The organism is Phycisphaerales bacterium, assembly GCA_029268515.1.
Classification (GTDB): Bacteria; Planctomycetota; Phycisphaerae; order Phycisphaerales; family SM1A02; genus JAQWNP01.
On record JAQWNP010000001.1, the window covers coordinates 124984 to 148068 of the forward strand.

Below are 23085 nucleotides of genomic sequence, written 5' to 3' on the forward strand. Positions count from 1 at the left end.
CATACTCATTTGTAACATCAAAACGCTGGCTTGTTGAATTTACAGGAGCAGCCCGAAAGGGATGCCAAAACAAATCAATGATCCCAAACGGGAAAATGACAAGCCCGCCAGAGGCGGGCAAAAGTGGAGCCGATCGGGCTCGAACCGACGACCTCCTGCATGCCATGCAGGCGCTCTCCCAACTGAGCTACGGCCCCAAGGGAATCGAAAAACTTGCTCTCAGATCCTGGCCATGGCCAGGTTGCAGCGAGAACAGCCTGGGAAGGATAGCGGATCAAGGCCGCACGGCCAATTGAGTAGCCCTATTGGACTCAAAATACCCCTCTACTCTTGCTAATCACCTATTGCATATAGATAGAGGGGGCCTGTTTCACCAGGTCCCCCTTTCACAACCCAACCCTAGATCCTTCTTCCTACCGCCGCGAACCATGCCTCTCCTGACAGAGCTGCGGTTTAGGATTGGGGGGTGTTCTGATTGAGAGCTGCTTAGGGCGTTTCTGCTTCAAGTACCTCACATGGCACCATCACCGTTTTCATGCGTGGGTCATTGAATGGGGATGGGTCCATGTAACCGCATTCACAAACATCCCAGGCAAATTCTCGGAAAAACCCATCCACATTGAGCAAGTCCCAGCGTACAAACGCTCCGTCACCATCAAAGCTGGTACAGATGACCGTCCCACGCAGACCTCTATTAAGTCCTGCCTGTCCACCCAGCACATGCTCGGTCAATTGAACCCGATCACCAACTGACCATTGCTCACCACAACCACACAGCTCTTCACCTCCACAGACGATGGCATTACAGACTGATCCGTTGCCCATCCAGCTTCCACCAAGCTGCTGACAGAAGCCCTCTGTCGTCGTTCGGCAGTAGTCACCAAGACAACAGGCACCCGCCCCTCCTGCTGCCTCAACATCAACTTCACCGGGCATCAGAAAACGACAGTCAACGGCAAATGTTGACCAGACTTCATGAATACTCACGTCACCGCCACAATCACACATTCTCGTTGCATCAAGCCGCCCAACACCTCCAGGCTCTGGACGCTGATCACGCCAATTGTCCCAGTGCACAGTCACGCGCTGACGGAAGTGATTTCCTTGAGCACACACCACGGTGCCCCAACTTCCAATAGGCAATTCGGGATCACGGTTTCTGTATGGATTGTGATGAGTCAGTGTGACACGATCACCAACGGCAAACTCGCCATCACACTGACAGAGCGCTTCACCAATCTCATCAGAGTAGCACTGCACGACTGAGCAAGTTGAACCTATGCCACGCCAACGGCTATCTTGTTGGTCAGCACACTCATCCTCACTAAACACATCACAAACATCAACGAGTCCCCCGGCCCTTTGCTCCCGGTAACAACAAGCGCCATGATTGGCGGCAGGATCGGCTTCCTCTGCATCACCACCATTTTCATCATCGTCTTCAGGAAATGGCAGCTGCGGAGGACATACACCCCAGCCATTAATGACAGCAATAATGTCATCAATGGTTACCCAACAATCACCATCTACATCACCTTTACCAACGTTAAACTGCCCTTGATATTCAAGCCAGATATCAACGGCGTATCGAAAGTCGCGCATATCGACCACACCATCACGGGTGAGATCCGGACAATCCATTGGTTCCCCACAACTGCAACTATCATCTTGACATGGCTCACCATCACCAAGATATTGACCACCTGCTGCTTCACAACCTTCTTGCGTTTGTTGTTGGCACTGATCTTGCATGCAACAGGCACCCAGTCCAGGTGCTGGCCAACCTGGCCGAATGTCCTGACACTTGACCCACCAACCTTTCTGATCCCAATCCAACTCGCCACACTCACAAAGGCCATTGACGGCCTTGCCTCGGTTGTCGTATCCCAACCAACCAACAAGAACCCATCCATTAATTCGGTCATTGGCACAGAGCACCTTGCCAGCGGTGCCTGCGTCAAGACCACGTGCATCGGCTGGATTATCAACCAGGAGCGTTACTGCTTGCCCGAGTTCGTAGCGACCGTCACACAAACAATCTTGATCATCCTGCTGAGCAATTGCTGTCGATACGAAGGTCATAGCGCATGCAAAAGTGCCCAGCCCCAGAAAAACAAATGAATGCCTCATGTTCTTTTCCTCTTAAGAGTTTCAGCTCTACCCGCCCCCTGCGACCAGCGCCTTCAACTGACCACGCGGGTAAGACGGTGGTAGAGAGGCAAAAAAAACACAGATTGTGGGTGGTAGGCCAATCTAGCCAAAGCAGAAATCGAGGAGATCAGCCCAGAAACGGCGATTATTCTGGAGCATTCGGTGCCGCAAACCGTGCAAAAAACTCCAGTATTCTGTCTAAGCGGTCCAAACGTTGATAGGGATGACCGCTTCGAGAAAGATCATGAGCTGCATCAGGGTAGAGCACATACTCAACTGGCCGGCCCAAGGACTTCAGGGTGCGATAGAGCATAAGTGATTGAGACACGCCAGTGCGCATATCGTTCATGCCATGCATAATTAGCAAAGGCGTATAAATCTGGTCAGCGATAGGCACGACTGAATTTGCTTCAATCGTCTGTGCATAACGATCATCGTGAGGCGCTCCTCCAAAGGCATAGCCAAGCAACTTCCATGCATTACCTTCACCAAAAAAGGTTCTAAGGTCATACACACCTCGTTGCGCCACAGCAGCTTTGAAACGTTGCGTATGTGCAATAATCCATGCGGTGAGATAGCCGCCGTAACTACCTCCGGTCACGACCTGCCGATCCGCATCAAGCCATTCATTTCTAGCGAGCGCCGTATCTAAACTTGCAAGAACATCTTGAGCTGGACCATCGCCCCAATCTTGATAGTTACCTCTTTGAAAAGCCTCGCCATAACCGCCGCTTCCACGGGGATTGGCATACACCACTGCGTAGCCGTAGCTGCAAAGTAGTTGAAACTCGAACCACATGGTCCGTTCACCAGGACCCCACATTGCTGATGGTCCACCATGAATTTCCAGCGCGACTGGCACCTTGGCCTTTCCATCTTCGCTTGTCCCCAAAGACGTTGCTGGCATCACCCAGTAATCAATTTCACGCGTATCTAGCGTCACCTGACTCTGGACTGGCTTCGATACCGCACGGGTCTTAATCCATAGATTGGGATCGAAGACCTGTACATCTTGTTCACCACGACGAATCCACAAAGATGATGGATTCTCCCAGGTCGTCAGCGCATAAGCGATGACACCGCCACCGGCAGCAAAACTATGTACCCCTCTTGGCAAACCGTTCACAGGACCGATGAGCTCGGCGGGCTTGATGAGACCAAAGCTCGCTAACAGTAGTGGGTAACCACCATCAGAAGCGCAGTTAAAGACAATTGCTTCTCGACCAGCAATCCACTGAAAATGCCGCACCGAACGATCAAGCGTTGATCCGTCCGTCAGCCAGTAGTAATTCTTAACCGTGTCTTCCTCAATTGATGCCACACCGAGTTGCCATTGACGGAAAGATGGTGCATCCGTTTGTTGACCGGTATATGCCAGCACCTTCCCATCCGGGCTAAATCGAGGTTGGTCAAAACGCCAGCCCTCTAATGACAAGACCGGCTTGGTGACCAGCGTCTCGATCTCAACGCGCCATAGCGCTCGATCCTCTTCTTCGTCTGGATGCTGCTTCGTACTACGCACCCTCGAATAGACAACGCTGCTTCCATCTTTGGAAAACACTGCAGCGCGACAACTCATAGGATCTTTTGTTAATTGAGTCACTTGACTCGGGTTGCCCGGATCAACAAGAAACAGCTGCTTGAATGAAAGTGGCTTGGCATAACCAACTTCAGAAAGAACCCTCAGCCGGTTAAAAACGACTGGGTTTCCATCACTGGCATTCTGATCAAGCCATGCCCGAATCTGCTCTATTGAACCACCAGAATCGGGTACGACGCTCGGCTCAGCGTCCACTGCCCCTGGGCGTGGATCTGGCCAAGGTGGCGCCGTCTCCATATCTCTCAGAGGCACTTCAGCTTGGACCAACAGCCTGGCGCCGTCAGGCGACCAAACAGGATCACTCACTCCACCGGCCAAAGAGGTGATCTGACGGGCTTCACCGCCATCCAGTGAGAGAAGCCAGACTTGGACCTCTTCGTTTTCATCCGCCCGAAGGAAGACCACTTCACCAGACCTCGGATTGAGCCGTGGCTTTCCATCTTGGCGGTCACCAAAAGTCAGCTGGGTTGGTGTGGCGTCATCTTCAAGCAGGTTGAGTGAAAAAAGATGTGACTGGTTGGCCCAATCCAACTCAACTTGATCGTCTGAATCTTCCGGCCGGACCTGCTCCATCGAGTGCACAACAAAAACAGCACGGCTACCATCCCATGCGACATCAATTTCAGAGATGCTGCGCAGCTGCATAAGATCGGTGGCCACCATTGGCGATTGATCGCCGCAGGTAATCCCACACAAAATCCCAATGACAACTGCCGATGCAACACGACCGCGATGGTCGAACGCCGGCTGCCTGCCATCATGAAAACATGCATTTGCAAACCGCTTGATGCAGCTATTGAGACGTATCAGCCAACGGCTCATGTTGGAGAAGAAACGAACTCATCGAGTGCTTCGGCATACTTGTCTTTGCTATTCATGCCAACCAGTGTTTTCTTCAGTTCACCATCGCTGAAGATCATCACGGTCGGTATTGCAGTGATGCCAAACTTAACCGCGACCTGCCGGCTTTCATCAGTATTGAGTTTGCCAACTTTAGCGCGACCCTTGTAATCGCCGGCAACCTCATCAATGGTGGGACCGAGCATCTTGCATGGTTGACACCATTCAGCCCAGAAGTCCACAAGAACTGGAACATCACTGCTGAGCACTTCGGCGTCAAAGTTGTCATCTGTAAAAGCGAGTGTATTTTCGCTGGCCATCTTTCATAGACTCCTGCCTGAAAACTGAAAAGGAAACAACAAATGGTAGCAGGGCCTGTCTGTTTGGGTTTAACTTGCCCCCCTCCAGGAAAATTCCGTGCCCTCAGCAGGAATCACTCCCGGAGCCAATCGCATCAAGAGATGCGATAATCTTCAGCGCTTCCTCATGGGCGGCCACATTATGGACCCGAAAGAGGCGGACCCCTGCCTGGTAATGAAGCACGCTAACCGCAACTGAGGCCGTATCACGGCGAACTGGGTCTGCCTGGTTGATCATGGCGCCTAAGAAGCTCTTACGACTGGCCCCTGAGAGCAGCGGATACCCCAGGCTTGATAATCGATCTGTAGAACGTACGAGAGCAAGGTTCTGCTCGACGTCCTTTCCAAAACCAAGCCCAGGATCGAGGACGATCGCACCATGCTCAATTCCAGCAGCTAAAGCGGCTTCTGCCAGGGAAGATAAGTGCGATTGCACTGCTTCGACCACACCACCCTCATATTCAGGTGGCGTGGGATGCTGATGAGCATAATGATCCTGATTGGAGGCGACCAGACGGTGCATCAGTATCAAGCCACAGCCAGCCTTCGCTGCCAGAGGTAGCATTTGGGTGTCTTCAGTACCACCAGAAATATCGTTGATAATAATCGCCCCAGCATCCAACGCCGCCTGAGCAACCACACTACTGGTTGTATCGATTGAAATCAGCGCCTGTGTTTGCTTTGAGAGACCTTCGATGACAGGCTTGACCCGACTGATCTGTTGATCGGGTAACACGCGCTCGGCTCCAGGCCGTGATGACTCTCCCCCGACATCGAGGATCGCTGCACCTTGTTCGACCATAGACAAACCATGATCGACCGCCGCTTTGGAATCGAGCCAGCGACCACCATCTGAAAAACTATCTGGGGTCACGTTCACAATGCCCATGAGCCGGTGCCGATCCAAGCTCAGTGTCTGGCTCGGCGCCACGGACCATGTTTGGCTGGGCTCAAGATGGGAGACTTCTGTTGGCATCAACGCCTTACGATACCCGCCTTGAGCACTGTTGACGAAACAGCCTATTCAGCGGCTGCGGTGGCATTGATGCGTGCATCGGTGATCTCAAGCGTACTGATACCCTCGGCAAACATCTGGTAAACCAGCTCGACATCTTCGGGGTACATTCGCACGCACCCCATTGATGCATTCTTACCAATAGACTCTGGCTCAACCGTACCGTGAATGCCATATCCCGCCATATCACGGTTGGCTTCATCAGTGCCTTCAAGACCCATCCAGTACTCACCAATTGGATTCAATGCATCATCAGCCTTATACCGCGTGCCATCGCGCGGATTGATCCACTCTGGATTCACCAGCTTCGAATTGGGGCGGACACAAAAATGACCAAGTGGTGTTGCGTTGTATTCCCCTAAACCAACAGGCAACGTGCAGACATAAACTTGTTCGCTACCCTCACCTAAATAAACATCCATCGTGAAAGTTGATCGCTCGACGACGCCATGAAACGGGCCAGTGATGATCTTCAGTGTTTGATCAATACGAATGCGATTTGGTGCTGAAATACCATTGATCCGCTGGATAAAACGCCAGTCAGTTTGGACTGCCAACTTCTTGCGAATACGCGAAAGCGAATCGTTGGGCTGTACTTTATAGGTCAGGCTAAAAGGATCTTCTGGATGAATTTCACGACTGAAAACAAGTCGTGTATTGATATCGCTTAGCAACTCACGTAGCTCATTGGCCTTTGAAGGTTTGACCTGACCTGAACGAAGCACCTGGGTCAAAAGTCGCCTTGCTTCCACAATCTGGCCTGCCTGTAAAGCAGCCAGGCCTTCTTGCATCTGAGCGGGTACTGAACCAGGGGTGATGAGCGGTAGGCTTCCAGCAATGAGAACTGGAGGCATCATCGCTGTGGGCGCTGGGCTTGACATCGCTACCACTGCAACAGGTTGCGCTGGTGCTGCAATAGACGTACTTTCTCTCTCGGGCTGAACTCGATTAAGGCCAGCTGGTGGAAGAATCGTCAGTCGTGTTGGCTGCGCCGCTGGACTACTCACCTTGCGATCGGTCAAATCGGCTCCACCAGGTTCAGGCATCCTTGCTTCTGCGGGCCTGGCCACAGACTCGACCGGCTCGGCTGGCTGATTCATGGCCTGTGCAGAAGCTGTCACTGGGGCCGACGGTGCTGCTGCCACGACCTCTGGGGCCGAGGTGTTTGCTGGAGATGTCGGCTCTTGAGACCCTACCGTTATCCATATGACCGCTGTTGCAATCACAAGCGCCACCACAAAGAGCAGCCACTTTTGTCCGCTCACGCGGCCGTTCTTATGGCGGTAGGAATGCTTACTGCGGCGACTTGGTCCCGATTGCTGGCTTGGAAGGGCCATTGCCAACTCCTTTCGGCATGATTGAGATCTCCACCCGGATCTCGCGGGTTGGCTTGCTCTACTCTTCACAAGAGGTGCTATTGGTTCGAAAAAACCATGTCAGCACCGGATGGAGCATCACCATTGTTTCAATTGTGCCACAAGCTGGATCGAATCGCCACTCGCCATCCTGGCCAGCTACGAGAGCTCAATCAGCAAGGTATCAAACGTCCACGCCGGCTCATGCGTCGATCGGTCACGACGAGGTCGACCGAGACATCATGGGGATCCACTGGAACAATCGCTGCAATCTGTTGGTCAAAGACCAAACCGACGGTCGTGGTGCGACCACGCAGTGTGGAAAGGAACCGGTCATAAAATCCACCCCCGCGACCTAAACGTCTGCCGTGGGTATCAAAAGCAAGACCTGGCACAATGACCAGGTCGATTTCACGTATCGGGACGGGACGGCCAGTGACTGGCGTGCGAATGCCTCGCTCATCGGTCTCCATGTCCTCGTCATCAAACGAGTTCACTTCGACCGGCGACATGACATGTCGATTCCAGTCAACTCTTGGCACACAAACCGATTTGCCCTGCTCGAATGCCGAAAGCGCCAACGGGGTGAGATCGACCTCCCCACTGATCGGCATATAGAACATGACGGTAAGGGCATGACTGAAGATCTCTAATCCAGCAACACGACGGCAAGCCGCAATGGACAAGCTATGTCGCTGCACGCTGTCCAATTCAGTGAGCTGCTGACAGATACGTTTTCGTAATTGTGTTTTGAGATCACTCTGGTCGTTCATACCATACGGTCAGCAACCGAAGAGATGGCACAGGCGTCACCAATTGGTATCGAGCTTGTGCTTGAGGCCGCTGAACCTCCCCTAAAAATAGACCCCGGAGTAGCTTCCGGAATATTCTGGCACTGACGAAAGCAATCTCTCGATCAGTCTTCTACCTATACCTTTACCACAAGTATCGGCCGTGTCACCCAGACAATCGAACTTTATGCAAAGTTCATGCCTGTCGGCCCAGAACACTACGGGGATCGGCCAGTGCGGCAGGCACCACAGGGGTACGCTCGGTCTGAACGTTTTTTATTGCCTCCGCAATCGTTTCAGCCGCTTCTCGGGACTTTGGCGCTCGGCTGAGATGGAGTACCGCCTGTGACAGTGTGATCTGGCATTCCGGCATTCCAATACGTTCAGTCGCCATCCAGGCCGATACGGCCACGGTAAGGGCACTTGAGTCCGAAAGTCCGATATCCTCACTGGCAAAGATGACCAAACGCCTGGCGATGAAGAGCGGATCCTCTCCAGCCTCCAACATGACCGCTAGCCAAGAAATAGCATCTTCTTCCTTTGAGGCTCGCATCGATTTAATGAGGGCACTGATGGCGTTGTAGTGCTCTTCGCCTGCCACATCCCAAGCCATTGCTTTCTTTTGAATCGATTGCTCAGCACACGCAAGATCAACCTCTATTCGCGTGTGAGTGACTGCTTCCTCATCGAGTGCTGCGGTCTGGCTCAGCACGGCAATTTCGAGCGCCGTGAGTGCACGACGAGCATCCCCATCACAAATTCGAGCCCAGTGATTAAGTGCTTGGCGATCGATCTTCAGATCGAGTGCACCGAAACCTCGTTCGTCTTCACAGGCACGCTGGAGCAGTAATACGACTTCTGATTCCGTAAGCGGCGTTAATGAAAAAACGGTAGAGCGGCTTACAAGCGCACTATTCACAGAGAAACCGGGATTCTCAGTGGTTGCTCCAATCAGAATGATCAGTCCCTTTTCAACATCTTCAAGCAAGACATCTTGTTGCGACCGGCTAAAGCGATGGATCTCATCAAGAAAGAGTATGGATGGATGAAGGCCCTGCTCAACTCTCTCTCGACTCGAGCGCAGAATCTGCCGCAGGTCTTTGACACCAAGCATCGCTGCATTGGCTGAATGAAATTCACCGCCAGCCATCCCGGCAACAACATTGGCTAATGCTGTCTTGCCTGTACCGGGTGGTCCATGGAAAATAACACTGGTCAAGCGACCAGCATTGAGCATGCGAACCAGCAGACAGCCGGGCCCAAGAATGTGCTGTTGCCCGATAATCTCATCTAATCTTCGGGGTTGCATCCGGGCTGCGAGGGGCGCTGCTTTGCCACAATTGAGCTTACGTCGCTCAGTCCAGAGATCACTCGATTGGGTCATAGATACAATTGTAAACGGCTATCAGACTCTGGAATAGCCATTAAAATACCGATGATGATCTATGGGGCGCTTGGAGGGCTCACCAGGAGCCTTTCCCATCCCTGATATCTAAGAGTTCATTACCCCATAAACCGTTCTGGAGGGATACTATTTAGAGCGGTTGCACCGAACTGGCCTGTTGTTGGTTCAATGAACTTCTTACGATGGAATGATCGATTTTCCCCTTGTGAGCGATGTTAATGCCCGATAGGTCGCTAAGACCCCAGAAAATAAAGATCCGAGGAGACTATGTGCGGAATCGTCGCTTATATCGGAAATAAACCAGCATTACCTGTGCTTCTTGAGGGACTCAAGCAACTTGAGTACCGGGGCTATGACTCCGCCGGCGTCGCTTTACTCATGGATGAACTGACACTGCTCAAAACTGCTGGGCGCGTCCGTGTGCTAGAGGAAGTGATCACAGCATCAAATGCCCCCGTAACCGGCACACTCGGCATTGCCCACACACGATGGGCCACTCATGGCGAACCAACTGATCAGAATGCACATCCCCACATGGATGATCAAGCCAAGGGGCATGGCATAGCGTTGATTCATAATGGCATTATCGAAAACTACCGGGCACTTAAGACCTACCTTGAAGACCGGGGTCATGTTTTCATATCTGATACTGATACCGAAGTTCTGACCCATCTCATTGGTGAGTTATACGATGGAGATCTTGAAGCCGCCGTCCAAGCGGCGCTGCGTGAAGTCACCGGTGCGTATGCCATCGCTGTCATCTGCAAAACAGAGCCTGATGTGCTTGTCGTGGCAAGAAAGGGATCGCCATTGATGGTTGGCGTAGGCAAGGATGAGTACATCGTTGCCTCAGATTCGAGTGCTATTGTGGCTCATACCACACAAGCTTTTACACTCGATGATTACACCGTTGCACGACTCACCAGAGATTCCTTTCGCACCACCACGGTGGACAATGTTCCAATCACACCACAAGTACGTGAGCTCGAATTTGATCTTGAACAGATTGAACTTGGTCAATATGACCACTTCATGCAGAAAGAGATCCATGAGCAAGCACAAGCACTACGCATGTGCCTCAAAGGGCGAGCCGACTCTCGTGAAGGGAAAATTGTATTAGGTGGACTTGCTGACCTTGCTCGCACACTTGTCAAAGCTCGACGCATCATCTTTGTGGGCCAGGGAACAGCATTTCATGCTGCCATGGTCGGCGAGTATCTCATGGAGGATCTCGCCAAGATCCCCTGCGAGGTCGAGTTCTCGAGCGAGTTTCGTTACCGCAACCCTATTATCGAAGAGGGCACAGTCGTCATTGCGCTCAGTCAATCAGGCGAGACCGCTGACACACTTGCAGCCATTCAGGAAGCACATGCTCGCGGCGCCACAACACTTGGAATTGTCAATGTTGTCGGATCCTCCCTCGCTCGCGAGACTGATGCCGGCGTTTATCTGCGGGTTGGCCCAGAGATTGGAGTTGCTTCAACAAAGGCGTTCCTTGGCCAGCTCATGACCGCAACCATGATTGCTGCGTTTATTGGGCGACGTCGATTCCTCTCACATGAATACGTTTCTAACCTGATGCAGGATCTAGAAGCAATTCCTGATCATATTCAGCGTGTTGTTGATCAAAGTGACCACATTCGTTCGGTCACAGAACGATATGTCAGCCGCGAAAACTGGCTCTTCCTTGGACGTGGCTATAACTATCCAGTGGCTCTTGAGGGCGCGCTAAAGCTCAAGGAAATTAGCTATATCCATGCAGAAGGCATGCCCGCTGCAGAGATGAAACATGGACCAATTGCCCTCATTGACAATGGCATGCCCGTTGTTTTCGTGGCGCCCCGAAACAGTCAATACGACAAGGTGATTTCCAACATTGAAGAGGTTCGCTCACGAGGCGGGCATGTGATTGCTGTTGCAACCGAAGGCGATGAATCAATCCGCGATCACTGTGAAGATGTGTTCTATGTGCCGGCGGTACCTGAGCCACTTCAGCCAATGTTGACAGTCGTGCCATTACAGCTGTTGGCATATCATGCCGCAGTGCTTCGGGGCAAAGACGTTGATAAGCCGAGGAATCTCGCTAAAAGCGTGACCGTCGAATAAAACACTTGATCAACGCATAAGTCGATCTGGCCTCGTGATTCTCTAAGATAAAATTTAGAATAAGAGCTGGAATTGCGTACGCAATAGAACCTGCGTCCCAGGATTCCCTGTGATATCGCCAAGCCAGCCTGTTGGTGATCCAATATTTCTCTGAGAGTCAGCCCAATAGGGAGATAACTCTGTAAACGAGACACCACAGTCGATCGTCCAGCGCACATCCTGACCATCGATGTAATTGTTGAGGCCCACCGTCACAATACTGAGATCGGGACTTCCTGCAAAACCACCAGTGGTAATTCTGTCGTTATTTGATGCCCTACGTGCATCAACATACCCACCCTCATATCTGGCAAACACTTCCCACTTGGGGCTCACATACACGCCACCCTGAATGACCCAGCCGAGGGTCGTATTTCGCATCTCACCGCCGTCCCGTAGGTTAAAGCCCTTACCTTGGTTCCAGAGAAACGCACCAAATAGACTGGCGCCGCCCCAGTCAGCGCTCAGGTCGACGGTTGCTCCGTACGCCTCTGGGACCTCGTTTACGGTCAGCCCAGGTAAATCCGATTCGTTCGTCTCACCTTGCTGATAGAAGCCTGCAACACCCAACATCAAACCAAACTCATTCGTCACTGGACTTGTAAATTGACGGAACTGTTCCCATTGGCCATTAAAGAGGACTTCTATACGACTTGAGATGTTAAAGTTCGCATCAAGAGTGGTCGCTGACGTTGGTGCAAAGCCCGTTTGATCATCAAATTCCAGCAGCGATGTGCCATTCGAGAAAGCAGTAGAAAGCTTCAAAGCACCAGCAAGGTACGTCAGCTCAGCGCCTTGCGAAAATCCCAACGACATCCGCTGGTTCACCAAGGAAGGCGATGCTGCCAGTTGATTAGGGAGAGAAACAAGCTCTTCACGATTAAAAGGAAGCTTAAACTGACCAATGCGGAGGCTCAAACCTTCACCGAGGCGCATTCGGATCCAAGCACTTTCTAGATAGAAACCTGGTGGCGCCTTCTGATCTGCTCGCCTCACAAGTTGGTCGAAATTCCGGTTTTCAAATCGAATTCCAGAGTCGAAATTGAACCGCGCCGCAATGTGATACTGAATATCTTTACCAAAGACATGCCCCTTGAAGATCAGTCGCGTCAGTGGATTTTCAAAACCGTAAAGCTCCGAATCAACTCCGGATCCACCGGTATCTCGCCAGTTGTAGAGAAATCGAACCTGCATCTGCCCAGCAATTTCCAGCTTAAAGCGGCCATCAGCGCTCGCGAGGAAGAAGTGATCTTTCCAACCTGCCATCAGACCATCGCCCATCAGGCTGGTACGCGTATCTGAATCTGCAAGAACATCCTGAACCAGCCCACGAATCTCCTCCGCTCGCTGCTCACTGAGCCATTCATCTGCTTGCTCGGTGCGGAGTTGATCAATCTCGCCGCGCATCGACTCATTTGATGCGGCTAATGCATCAATCTTGTCCTGCATGAGCTTGAGCTGATCTTGGGTGATGGTCAGATCTTCGCCTGAATCGGCAGCCACAACACCAACCACCAGAAAGCCCAAGCAACAGACTGAGAGACAGCTCAGCCAATTGCCAAACTGCCAAGGACGTATCTCGGCACGCGCGTTCGTTCTACTTTTTAGTCCCAACAGGGCTCTTAGGCCCCGCCTTCGTCTCTCATTCGCATCCATGCGTCTATCCACTCCAGCTCCACGGAGGCTTAGCCGGATTCCTCACCGTGGCGACCGCGCCAGGCCCTGGTTTACCGGACCAATAATGTATCGACGCATACGGGCTATTTCGGCCACCAAAAACCCGCTGTTGGGCCAGAGGCATCGCGGCTTCTCGAAAATGAGCGAGTACATCAAATTTCAAACATCGAAAATGATGCCCCAACTGCCTTGTCGCAGCGATCAGATCCACTGCCCGCCGCCAAACAAAACCCACTTGGATTACAGAGGCTGTCGATTCGACTAATAAAAAAGGCCTCCCCGTGAGGGGAGGCCTTGGAGGATTTCACTGTCCGCCCTATCGAATAGGGTGAAAAGGACGGGTGGTATCAGAAGTACAGCTGTAACTGCGTTCGAACCATCCACTCGCCCGTCTTGTTTTTATCTTTTTCATCGTAGTACCAGTTCGTGTAACCAGCACCGTTGTTAGCACCGCTTGTCTCAGCTGCAGCAAGGCTGCTGAGCTTACCAAAGGAATAGCCAACTTCAGTAGACCACTTGATGTTGTTTGTTCCACCAAGATAGCCATTGAGGCCAACAGCTAAGATGTACATGTCATCATACATGTCTTCGTCGTAGTCCAAGAACTGGAAACGTCCGTAAACTTCCCAATCATCAGTGACGAATACACCTGCCTGAACAACAGCACCCCATGGGTTTGCTTTGTCATCATTATTATCTTTGACACGCTGCTCAGACCAAGTCAGTGAACCAGCAAGTGTAGCGCCGCCAAAGTCAACTTGAGCATCACCAGTAACACGCCATTGAGCCTTACGACTGTTTGAACTCTTAAAATCGTCGTCGTAACGCTTCTTGGTGTTCTCATACGAACCAGCTACACCGATAAGGATGCCAGCTTCATCACCAGGCATGCTAGTGAAGCTTTCAAACTGGTCCCAGGTGCCACCAGCCAAGAACTCTGCACGAGCTGTGAAAGCAGGCTGTGAGTTGGCGTAATTGTCGTACTGAACACTACCTTGACCATCGCCGTTACCGTACATAGCACGGATCCGGAACATGTCGCTTTCCCAAGCCAATGACAGACCATTCTGTACACCGTCCTGGAAGTAGTAACTGACGAGTGAACGCTCGATACCCAGCTGATTTTCAGCATTGACCTGCCACTCACGCATAAGTGGAGTCTTCTGGATACCCATGCGAACACTGAGGCCACCACCAAGATCCTTGTCGATGTAGGCCCAGTCGATGTTACCACCGTAGCCACCGCTATCACCTTCGTAGGTGCTGTAGCCACCGTAACCACCGTAGGTGCCGAACTGAAGGCGAACGTTGTAGGTCCATGAAGGATCAACAACATTACCTGAGAAGTTCAGTGCCATACGAGCAAGCTCGAAGCCAGCATTGTTGCCAAAGTTATCGTCGTTGTTGTTTTTGTTATTACCGTTGTCGGCACGTTGGTTCCAGACCCATCGAGTCTGCATTAAACCATTGATCTTCAGCGACCAATTGTTGTCGGCGCTGACGATCATGAAGCCATCCTGGTAACCCGAAGTAACGCCGCCTTGAAGTAGGCTAGCTCGGGTGTCGGCGTCGGCCAGAACATCTTGGACCAGACCACGGATCTCGTCTGCACGCTGATCGGTAAGCCATTGGTCATTGTTTGTTGTTGAAAGCTGGTTAATCTTCGTCTCGGCTGCTGCCAGACGAGCTTCCAGTTCTCTGTTCTTGGCTTCGGCATCGGTATCTGCAATAACAAGACCACTTAGGGTCAAGGCTGCAGCACCCGCCACGAAGCCAACCTGCTTGGCGCGATTCATCTATAGAATCTCCTCATCTAAACGAACCTACAAACCACCTCCCGGGCTGCAGGTCCTCACATCCACCCGTCCGACACATTCCCTGCCAACGCGGCAGTGTGCGGACGCGATTGTTCGCTATCGGCCATCCTGGCCCTGATTGTTGAAGGCAGGATGATACTGATTTCCACCCGTTGGTAAACCTAGCCACCGCAAATAACCACAATTGTCCACTATCTAAGGCTACTTTTATTCTGGCTCGAATACTCAAGTCCTTGCAATAGAAGGGTTTATGAATAATCTTGTGATTTTAAGCCAAAAAAAAGCATTATCTGATTTGAGAGCCTGAATTAGTCTGTGTTTGTGGGCGCAAAAAGTGCAAAAAACCACCCTCAGATACTCAAAAATGGTTTCCAAAACCAGGTCAGGAAGTTATCGAGCCTACCCAACACTCTTAAAAACCTATCTGCCACGCTTTGTCCGATAAACCCAACATCCATACCTATATATATGTGAAATTCGTCTGAGGAAGCCTGGCCTTTGAGGTGTTTCACCAAAAACAGTGCTTATCCGCCACTGCCAATATGCACCACCGACCCTCCAACGGATTTTGAAACCTAGTAATAAAAGCTCCCAGATACCACCAAGTCTATCTATAAGGTGTTGCAAATCTTCGCCCTCCATCGACGAGAAATGGATCCAATATCGAGGTTTGGATCTTGCCCTCAACGAGTCGTACCATACATACTCCTTCCATACCACGCAGATACAAGGCAAGAGCACTTCTATGTCCACCTACCACACCACTGTCCGAGATGTCTATAAAAAGGCTGCTGAGACGCCAGAGTCCGCCTTATGCTGCATACCTCAGTCTCCTCTCTATCTACCTGAATTGACCATCCCTCAGATCATGCATGAAATGAACTATGGATGTGGGTCAACGGTGCATCCCGATGACATGTCACCTGGCCAGCGTGTGCTTTATGTGGGCATTGGGGGTGGTCTGGAAGCACTTCAGCTGGCTTACTTCACCCGGAGACCTGGCGGAGTCATTGCGATAGATCCAGTTGAGGAGATGCGGGAAGTAGCCAAACAAAATCTAGAAGAAGCTGCTCGCATCAACCCTTGGTTTGATCCCAGTTTTGTGACAATCTGTGATGGGGATGCCTTAGACCTACCCGTTGAAGCTGAATCAATCGACTTCGCTGCACAAAACTGCCTCTTCAATATTTTCACAACAGCTGATGATGGGGATGATCTTGCCAAGGCGCTGAGCGAGATGCACCGCGTCATGAAACCCTCCGGGCGTCTTGCGATGTCAGACCCCGTCGCCCCCTATCAGTTACCGCTCGCCCTCAGAGAAGATGCAAGGCTGCGCGCCGCCTGCCTATCAGGATGCCCCACACTCGAGCACTACCTTGGCGAAATCACTGCCGCTGGCTTCGGTACGGTCATGGTCAGAAGCCGCCGCCCCTACCGCCTCCTTGACTGCCAACGGTATCCCTTAGATGAAGACGTCCTTCTGGAAACTGTCGAGGTCACAGCCATCAAAACACCCGCAGCTAAAGATGGACCATGCATTTTCACTGGGCAAACAGCAATTTACAGTGGCCAGAAGGACTCATTTGACGATGGTGCTGGACACGTACTACCAGCTGGTATGCCGATGCCAGTCTGTGACAAGACTGCGAAGGCACTTCGAAAGATGGCCCTCAAAGATCTGACTGTAACGCCACCAACATGGCATGACTCAGGCGGAGGCTGCTGCTAGCCGCAGATGCGCCCGATGGTATCCGTTGAACTACCCATTTTCGATCAAGCCCACTTTGAACAGACTGTAAAAGGGTGCTTCGATCATGCTCTACAAGCATCTCAACATCCGACCACTCTGCAAATCAATATTGGTGCTGTTTGCAATCTAGCCTGCCGGCATTGTCATGTGGAGTCCTCGCCCTCACGAACGGGAGAAGATGAGAACATGACGCTGGAAACGGCACAGCGTGTCGTCGAATGGACTGCCAACCAACCGTGGTTAAAGATAGTTGACCTCACCGGTGGCAGCCCAGAGATGAATCCCAACTTTCGCTGGATGGTTGAGCGATTTAGAGAGCTTGACCTGCAAGTCATCGATCGATGCAATCCAACAATCATTGGATGGAAGAACCCAAGGAACGGTGAGACCTTTGATTGGGTTCCAGATTTCTTAGCTACTCATTGTGTGCAGGTCGTGGCATCGATGCCTTGTTATGAGGCAAGCAATGTCAATAAGCAGCGCGGCCGAGGTGCCTTTGACGCATCAATAGAAGGCCTAAGAGCACTCTGCGCTGTCGGGTATGGGCGTGATCCCGATCTCGTCTTGAATCTCGTTTTTAACCCGGTTGGCCCTGTTCTGCCTCCTTCACAAGCTGAGCTCCAGCCGATCTATCGCCAGAAGCTCCGCGATCAAGTGGATATTGAATTCAACGAACTTTGGACCATTGCCAACATGCCTATCAAACGCTGGCGCCATCAACTGGAGCGAGCCGGAGAACTTGAGCAATACATGCAGCTACTGATCGATGCTTTCAATCCTGAGACCATAGAAGCATTGATGTGCCGCCATCTGGTGAACATTGATTCACAGGGAATGGTGTTTGATTGCGACTTCAACCAGGCCCTCGATATTCCTTCATTGTTTCCCGCTGGTAAGAAAATCTGGGATTTGAGCTTTGAAGATATCCGCGAGCGCACCATTGCTACTGCCGACCACTGCTATGGCTGTACTGCAGGCTGTGGTAGCAGTTGTAGTGGCTCATTGCTTTAGTCAACCACTTAACGACTGCAAAGAGACATAGAAAATGCCCTCTTAGAGGCATTACATTGCAATTATTGTTGATCTCTTACCACTTTTATCTGCAATTGACTTGTCACACACCGGTCTCTTTACTTACATTGTCAATGTAAAGACATAAAGCACTGCCGCTCAACTCGTCTGGCAGCCGCAGTGCATCGCTTCTCTTAACTTATGACAGGCGCTGATCGACGCTCCGACTGATCAGCGTCTGTTCTTTGCGCAATGCAGTTTAATTTTCTATCGCTCACTGGCGGTGTCACCACCGGGCTCAGGCGCGGCGGGGCTAAAACGACTGCCGACCAAGCCAATGCGACGGTTTGGATCTGGCTGTTTGGGCAACATGGGACGAACCAGCCAAAAGAAAAACAGTGTCACGATGGATGCAAGCCACATGTAATGAAGCCATCCAAGGAATGTCACCACCGAAGTCACAAGCAGTAGAACTAAAGTCGCCGGGATCATGCCTTCCCAGGCGAGCCGCATCAGCTGATCGAAACGAAAACGTGGCAGCGTCCATCGCACGACCATGGCAAGAAGCACGAGCAAGAATATCTTGCCCATTACGATCGCCATCTGACAGAGGATCAACGCGAGACCACCAGCAACAGGAAGGTCCCATCCCCAAAACGGATTAAGTGACCACCCACCCATAAACAGTGTGACAAAGAAGGCGCTACCAACAAACAGATGGGCATACTCACCAAGGAAGAACAATGCCCACTTCATGGATGAGTACTCTGTGTGCCAACCACCAACGAGCTCTTGCTCAGCCTCAGCGAGATCAAATGGCGCCCGGTTGGCCTCTGCCAACAAGCAGATATAGAAAATGATTGCTGCCAGTGGTTGCTGCACTAAATACCACTGACCCTCAATCTGATTGGCGACAATCTCCTGAGGCATCAGGGTGCCAGCTGTAAGGATGATGCAAAGCAGTGCGAGACCCATTGGGATTTCATAGCTGATCATCTGCGCTGAAGCACGCAATCCACCCAAGAAGCTGTACTTATTGTTTGAAGCCCAACCACCAAGCACGACGCCGTAAACGCCTAGTGAAGCCGTTGCCACCAGGTAGATGACACCAATATTGATATCGGCCACCATGATGTACACCGACCATGATGTTGTTTCCCAAAGACCGCCCCATGGAATGATGGCGAAACCAATCATCGCAGGGATGACAGCAAATGCAGGCGCCAAAATAAACAAGGTGCGATCAACGCCTGCTGGTATGAAATCCTCTTTCAAAAAGAGCTTCAGGCCATCAGCGATGGGCTGCAGAAGTCCCAGTGGACCGACACGATTCGGACCGACACGATCTTGCACCCATGCACAGACCTTTCGCTCGAGCAAGATGAAATACGCACCAGCCCCCAATATGACATGGAGAATCAGGACCAACATCACAACTGAAACACAGAATTGGGGCCAAGGAGATTGGGCAAGGATGGGTGTCATTGAACCAGCAGTTTAACGATCGATGCACTCGCCTGCGAGTGATGATGGATCGGTGGGGTTTTTATGACCAGCCAACCCAGCTTGAACCGGGATAGACGCATGCTGCGACTGCCCCCTTGCCAGGTTGGGGAAGTAATCCTGCAGGGCGGCGACAGACCACGTGCCTGCCTGTAGGGCCGCTATCGCCTGAACTGCGGCCCGAGCACCAGTCTGTGTCGTAATCATGGGCACGCCAGCAAGCACCGCTGTTGCCCGAATCCGCCCCTCATCAGTATCCGCACCTGTCCGAGTGGGCGTATTGATGACAAGGGCAATTTCACCATTGGTGATCATGTCCAGAATATTAGGGCGAGCCCCCTCTGAAATCTTTCGCAAAATAGTGGTCTCCACATTCTGGAGACGGAGCTGTTCATGAGTGCCCTCAGTCGCATAAACAGAAAAGCCCATCGACACCAGCTGACGAGCAATATCAGTCACATGCGGCTTATCAGAGTCACGCACTGAAAGGAATACATTTCCCTCCGACGGCAAATAGATACCCGTCGACATATGGGCCTTTGCCAAGGCAACCGGCAGGACCAAATCCATGCCCATCACTTCACCGGTCGATCGCATCTCCGGACCAAGAATGACATCCACTCCCGGGAACCGATCGAATGGAAAGGCCGGTTCCTTGACTGCAAAGAAGTTGCTGTCCGGCACCTCCTGCACATTAAGTGACTCAAGTGACGCGCCCATCATCACCTTTGCAGCAATTCGTGCCCAAGGCACACCCTTCGCTTTGGCAACAAATGGCACCGTACGCGAAGCACGTGGATTCACCTCTAAAACAAAGATCTGGCCGTTCTTGATGGCCATCTGAACATTCATAAGCCCGCGGACCCGCAGTCTCTCTGCCAGGCGCCGAGCCTGTTGTTTGACTTGCTTGACAATGTCTGCTGACAATGAAAATGGGGGGATCGTGCATGAAGAGTCACCTGAATGCACGCCCGCTTCTTCGATGTGTTCCATCACACCGCAAACAATCGCTCTGGATTTATCAGAATTTCCCATCAAACTAGATCGACCTGGACTTGCCGAAGGCTCAAAGTCAGCAACAACATCAATATCCACTTCGACTGCTTCATCAAGAAAGCGATCGATCAATACTGGCGCGCTTGCCAGTTCGCTCACATCGACAGCGGTACGCATATAGGTATTGATGGCAGACTCGTCATAGCAAATCTCCATACCGCGGCCGCCCAGAACATAGCTGGGTCGAACAAGAACTGGATAACCAATTGAATCTGCAATGACTTTTGCTTGCTCAAGTGAATATGCAATTCCATTTGCTGGCTGATGAATCTTGAGTTCATCGAGAATGGTCTTAAATCGATCGCGATCTTCAGCTGCATCAATTGAATCGAGACTCGTGCCAATGAGAGGCACACCAGCAGCAACCAAGCCGTGGGCTAAATTGAGTGGTGTTTGACCACCAAACTGTACAACACAGCCTTCCACGTTGCCTTCGCGATCCACCGCGTCGATACCGCCACCATTAAGCCGTTCTATCACATTCAGCGTGTCTTCTAATGTGAGCGGTTCAAAGAAAAGAAGATCTGATGTATCAAAGTCAGTACTCACTGTCTCCGGATTGGAATTGATCATGACGGACTCAAAGTCCATCTCTTTGCAAGCAAATGAGGCCTGACAACAGCAGTAGTCAAACTCGATGCCTTGCCCTATTCGATTGGGACCACCGCCAAGAATAACGATTTTAGCGCGATCACTAATTCGCACTTCATCATCGGAGACCTCTTTACCATTGACAAGATAAGGCGACTCGTACGTTGAATAATAGTATGGCGTCAGCGCCTCAAACTCTGCCGCACAAGTATCAACCACTTTAAAGACTGGCTCAACTCCCAATGACTTACGGTAGCGACGCACCTCTAGAATCTTGTCTATTGAAATATCGCCGAGGTAGAGGAATGCCAATTGCGGATCACTATACCCAAGCTGCTTCGCTTTGAAGATGATTTCCTTGGGCACTTGGTCCAATGATGTGTACTGACAAAGTATTTTTTCAAACTCAACCAACTGCTCAAGTTGGTCCAAGAACCACGGATCAATCCGCGTCAGTTCATGAATACGATCAACAGACATACCCATTTTGAAGGCATACCGAATAAAGTACATACGCCCCTGGCTCGGCACAGTTAACTTACGAACCAGCATCTCTTCAGGAATTGGCCACTGCAACGGCGCTCCGTCGGCAGTGGTCAAACTCTCAAAAACATTATCGGGCAGATCGCCATCTGGATCCATGCCCTGAAGCGTCAGCGCGCGTCGCGCTTGAAGCCACTTGTCATTTTTGTCTAGCCCATACCCAAAACGCTTGACCTCCATCGATCGGATGGCCTTCTGAAAGCTCTCTTGGAAGGTGCGACCAATACTCATCGCTTCACCAACAGACTTCATTTGGGTTGTCAACGTCTCATCGGCCTCTGGAAACTTTTCAAATGTCCAGCGTGGCATTTTTGTCACCACATAGTCAATTGACGGCTCGAAACATGCAGATGTTGTATCCGTTATATCGTTTCGCAATTCATCTAATGTGTATCCGATGGCTAACTTTGCGGCGATACGTGCGATCGGAAATCCGGTTGCCTTTGATGCCAAGGCCGAGCTACGAGAAACCCGAGGGTTCATCTCAATCACCACCATGTCGCTTGTCTTGGGATCAATGGCAAACTGGACATTGGCTCCACCAGTATCCACACCAACCGCACGCAATATGTCGAATGCAGCATCCCGCATTCGCTGATATTCCTTGTCCGTCAGCGTCATGATGGGAGCGACCGTAATGGAATCTCCTGTATGAACCCCCATTGGGTCAATATTCTCAATTCCACAAACGACAATACAGTTGTCCTTGTGATCCCGAATAACCTCGAGCTCATATTCCTTCCAACCCAAGAGTGATTGATCAATTTGCACCTGTCCGATACGCGAAGCACCGATACCGCGGCGAACGATGCTATTGAATTCATCGCGGTTATAAGCAATTCCACCACCGAACCCACCCAAGGTAAATGCGGGGCGAACAATGGCCGGTAGCCCCACCGTCTCAAGAAACTCGTGAGCTTCTTCGAGGCTTGTCACGGTTTTGGCATGTGGCTGTTTGAGACCCAAGGACTCAACGATCCCGCGGAAGATATTGCGATCCTCTGCGCGATAAATAATCTCACGATCGGCACCAAGCATTTCCACACCAAAATCGGCCAGGGTGCCTTCCTCCTCAAGTCCACAGGCACAGTTCAACGCTGTCTGTCCACCCAGCGTTGGAAGTAACGCATCGATTGGTGTGCCTGCTTCAGCCTCTCGGGCAATGACCTTGGCAACTGCTTCTGGTGTAATTGGCTCGATATAGGTGCGGTCCGAGAAGGCTGGATCAGTCATGATCGTCGCGGGATTGGAATTCACCAGAACCACGCGTACGCCCTCTTCATGGAGTGCTTTGCATGCCTGGGTCCCTGAATAGTCGAATTCACAGCCTTGCCCAATCACAATTGGGCCGGAACCGAGAATGAGGATGTTTTTTAGTTCTTGGCGACGTGGCATGCCGAATATGCGCCGGTTTTGATGAGCCTATCACGCCCGCAATAATGTGGCTCAGTATTGGAGGGCTATACACAAAATTTA

General features: G+C 51.4%; 14 protein-coding genes and 1 tRNA gene. 3 read left to right on the forward strand and 12 right to left on the reverse strand.

The features are described 5' to 3' along the window. Positions 1-124: 124 nt before the first annotated feature. From P8J86_00465 to P8J86_00500, 8 genes are all read right to left on the reverse strand, one after another. A tRNA-Ala gene (locus tag P8J86_00465) sits at positions 125-197 on the reverse strand. A 289-nt stretch (positions 198-486) separates the two neighbouring features. Beyond that, positions 487-2130 carry a hypothetical protein gene (locus tag P8J86_00470; GenBank protein ID MDG2053158.1) on the reverse strand — a complete coding sequence of 548 codons (1644 nt, stop codon included), beginning with the start codon at positions 2128-2130 and terminating at the stop codon, positions 487-489. Between the two features lie 166 nt (positions 2131-2296). Further along, a complete protein-coding gene (locus tag P8J86_00475) occupies positions 2297-4573 on the reverse strand; it encodes a S9 family peptidase (protein MDG2053159.1) in 2277 nt (758 codons plus the stop codon). Beyond that, the gene (gene trxA / locus P8J86_00480) at positions 4570-4911 is read right to left on the reverse strand and encodes a thioredoxin (protein ID MDG2053160.1); all 342 of its coding nucleotides are present in this window, start codon (positions 4909-4911) and stop codon (positions 4570-4572) included. Before trxA ends, P8J86_00475 begins: the two co-directional genes overlap by 4 nt. 103 nt (positions 4912-5014) lie before the next feature. Next, positions 5015-5926, reverse strand: a complete 912-nt coding sequence (folP, locus tag P8J86_00485) for a dihydropteroate synthase (GenBank protein MDG2053161.1) — start codon at positions 5924-5926, stop codon at positions 5015-5017. A gap of 44 nt (positions 5927-5970) precedes the next feature. Then, positions 5971-7302, reverse strand: a complete 1332-nt coding sequence (locus P8J86_00490) for a L,D-transpeptidase family protein (protein ID MDG2053162.1) — start codon at positions 7300-7302, stop codon at positions 5971-5973. A 191-nt stretch (positions 7303-7493) separates the two neighbouring features. Next, positions 7494-8093, reverse strand: a complete 600-nt coding sequence (locus P8J86_00495; protein MDG2053163.1) for a 5-formyltetrahydrofolate cyclo-ligase — start codon at positions 8091-8093, stop codon at positions 7494-7496. Positions 8094-8307: 214 nt separating this feature from the next. Further along, a complete protein-coding gene (locus P8J86_00500; protein ID MDG2053164.1) occupies positions 8308-9495 on the reverse strand; it encodes a replication-associated recombination protein A in 1188 nt (395 codons plus the stop codon). Positions 9496-9783: 288 nt separating this feature from the next. On the opposite strand from P8J86_00500, the gene glmS reads away from it, so the two are divergent. Beyond that, a complete protein-coding gene (gene glmS, locus P8J86_00505) occupies positions 9784-11622 on the forward strand; it encodes a glutamine--fructose-6-phosphate transaminase (isomerizing) (protein ID MDG2053165.1) in 1839 nt (612 codons plus the stop codon). Positions 11623-11676: 54 nt separating this feature from the next. Here glmS and P8J86_00510 read toward each other — a convergent pair whose 3' ends face one another. Both P8J86_00510 and P8J86_00515 read right to left on the reverse strand, forming a co-directional pair. Next, positions 11677-13329, reverse strand: coding sequence for a porin (locus P8J86_00510; GenBank protein MDG2053166.1), 1653 nt, complete (start codon positions 13327-13329; stop codon positions 11677-11679). Between the two features lie 356 nt (positions 13330-13685). Then, entirely contained in the window at positions 13686-15134 is a 1449-nt protein-coding gene (locus P8J86_00515) for a hypothetical protein (protein ID MDG2053167.1), read from the reverse strand. A gap of 766 nt (positions 15135-15900) precedes the next feature. Here P8J86_00515 and arsM point away from each other — a divergent pair. Together arsM and arsS are read left to right on the forward strand one after the other, a co-directional pair. Continuing rightward, positions 15901-16884 carry an arsenosugar biosynthesis arsenite methyltransferase ArsM gene (gene arsM, locus P8J86_00520; GenBank protein ID MDG2053168.1) on the forward strand — a complete coding sequence of 328 codons (984 nt, stop codon included), beginning with the start codon at positions 15901-15903 and terminating at the stop codon, positions 16882-16884. Positions 16885-16899: 15 nt separating this feature from the next. Then, the gene (arsS, locus tag P8J86_00525) at positions 16900-17916 is read left to right on the forward strand and encodes an arsenosugar biosynthesis radical SAM protein ArsS (GenBank protein MDG2053169.1); all 1017 of its coding nucleotides are present in this window, start codon (positions 16900-16902) and stop codon (positions 17914-17916) included. Between the two features lie 267 nt (positions 17917-18183). On the opposite strand, the gene nuoH is transcribed toward arsS, so the two are convergent. Both nuoH and carB read right to left on the reverse strand, forming a co-directional pair. After that, a complete protein-coding gene (gene nuoH, locus P8J86_00530) occupies positions 18184-19401 on the reverse strand; it encodes an NADH-quinone oxidoreductase subunit NuoH (protein MDG2053170.1) in 1218 nt (405 codons plus the stop codon). A 12-nt stretch (positions 19402-19413) separates the two neighbouring features. After that, the gene (gene carB, locus P8J86_00535; protein MDG2053171.1) at positions 19414-23004 is read right to left on the reverse strand and encodes a carbamoyl-phosphate synthase large subunit; all 3591 of its coding nucleotides are present in this window, start codon (positions 23002-23004) and stop codon (positions 19414-19416) included. Positions 23005-23085 lie beyond the last annotated feature (81 nt).

Bases quoted from the DNA above. Each gene is read 5' to 3' on its own strand.
- P8J86_00470 (MDG2053158.1), bottom strand. From the start codon at position 2,130: ATGAGGCATTCATTTGTTTTTCTGGGGCTGGGCACTTTTGCATGCGCT.
- P8J86_00475 (MDG2053159.1), bottom strand. From the start codon at position 4,573: ATGAGCCGTTGGCTGATACGTCTCAATAGCTGCATCAAGCGGTTTGCA.
- trxA (MDG2053160.1), bottom strand. From the start codon at position 4,911: ATGGCCAGCGAAAATACACTCGCTTTTACAGATGACAACTTTGACGCC.
- folP (MDG2053161.1), bottom strand. From the start codon at position 5,926: ATGCCAACAGAAGTCTCCCATCTTGAGCCCAGCCAAACATGGTCCGTG.
- P8J86_00490 (MDG2053162.1), bottom strand. From the start codon at position 7,302: ATGGCCCTTCCAAGCCAGCAATCGGGACCAAGTCGCCGCAGTAAGCAT.
- P8J86_00495 (MDG2053163.1), bottom strand. From the start codon at position 8,093: ATGAACGACCAGAGTGATCTCAAAACACAATTACGAAAACGTATCTGT.
- P8J86_00500 (MDG2053164.1), bottom strand. From the start codon at position 9,495: ATGACCCAATCGAGTGATCTCTGGACTGAGCGACGTAAGCTCAATTGT.
- glmS (MDG2053165.1), top strand. From the start codon at position 9,784: ATGTGCGGAATCGTCGCTTATATCGGAAATAAACCAGCATTACCTGTG.
- P8J86_00515 (MDG2053167.1), bottom strand. From the start codon at position 15,134: ATGAATCGCGCCAAGCAGGTTGGCTTCGTGGCGGGTGCTGCAGCCTTG.
- arsM (MDG2053168.1), top strand. From the start codon at position 15,901: ATGTCCACCTACCACACCACTGTCCGAGATGTCTATAAAAAGGCTGCT.
- arsS (MDG2053169.1), top strand. From the start codon at position 16,900: ATGGTATCCGTTGAACTACCCATTTTCGATCAAGCCCACTTTGAACAG.
- nuoH (MDG2053170.1), bottom strand. From the start codon at position 19,401: ATGACACCCATCCTTGCCCAATCTCCTTGGCCCCAATTCTGTGTTTCA.
- carB (MDG2053171.1), bottom strand. From the start codon at position 23,004: ATGCCACGTCGCCAAGAACTAAAAAACATCCTCATTCTCGGTTCCGGC.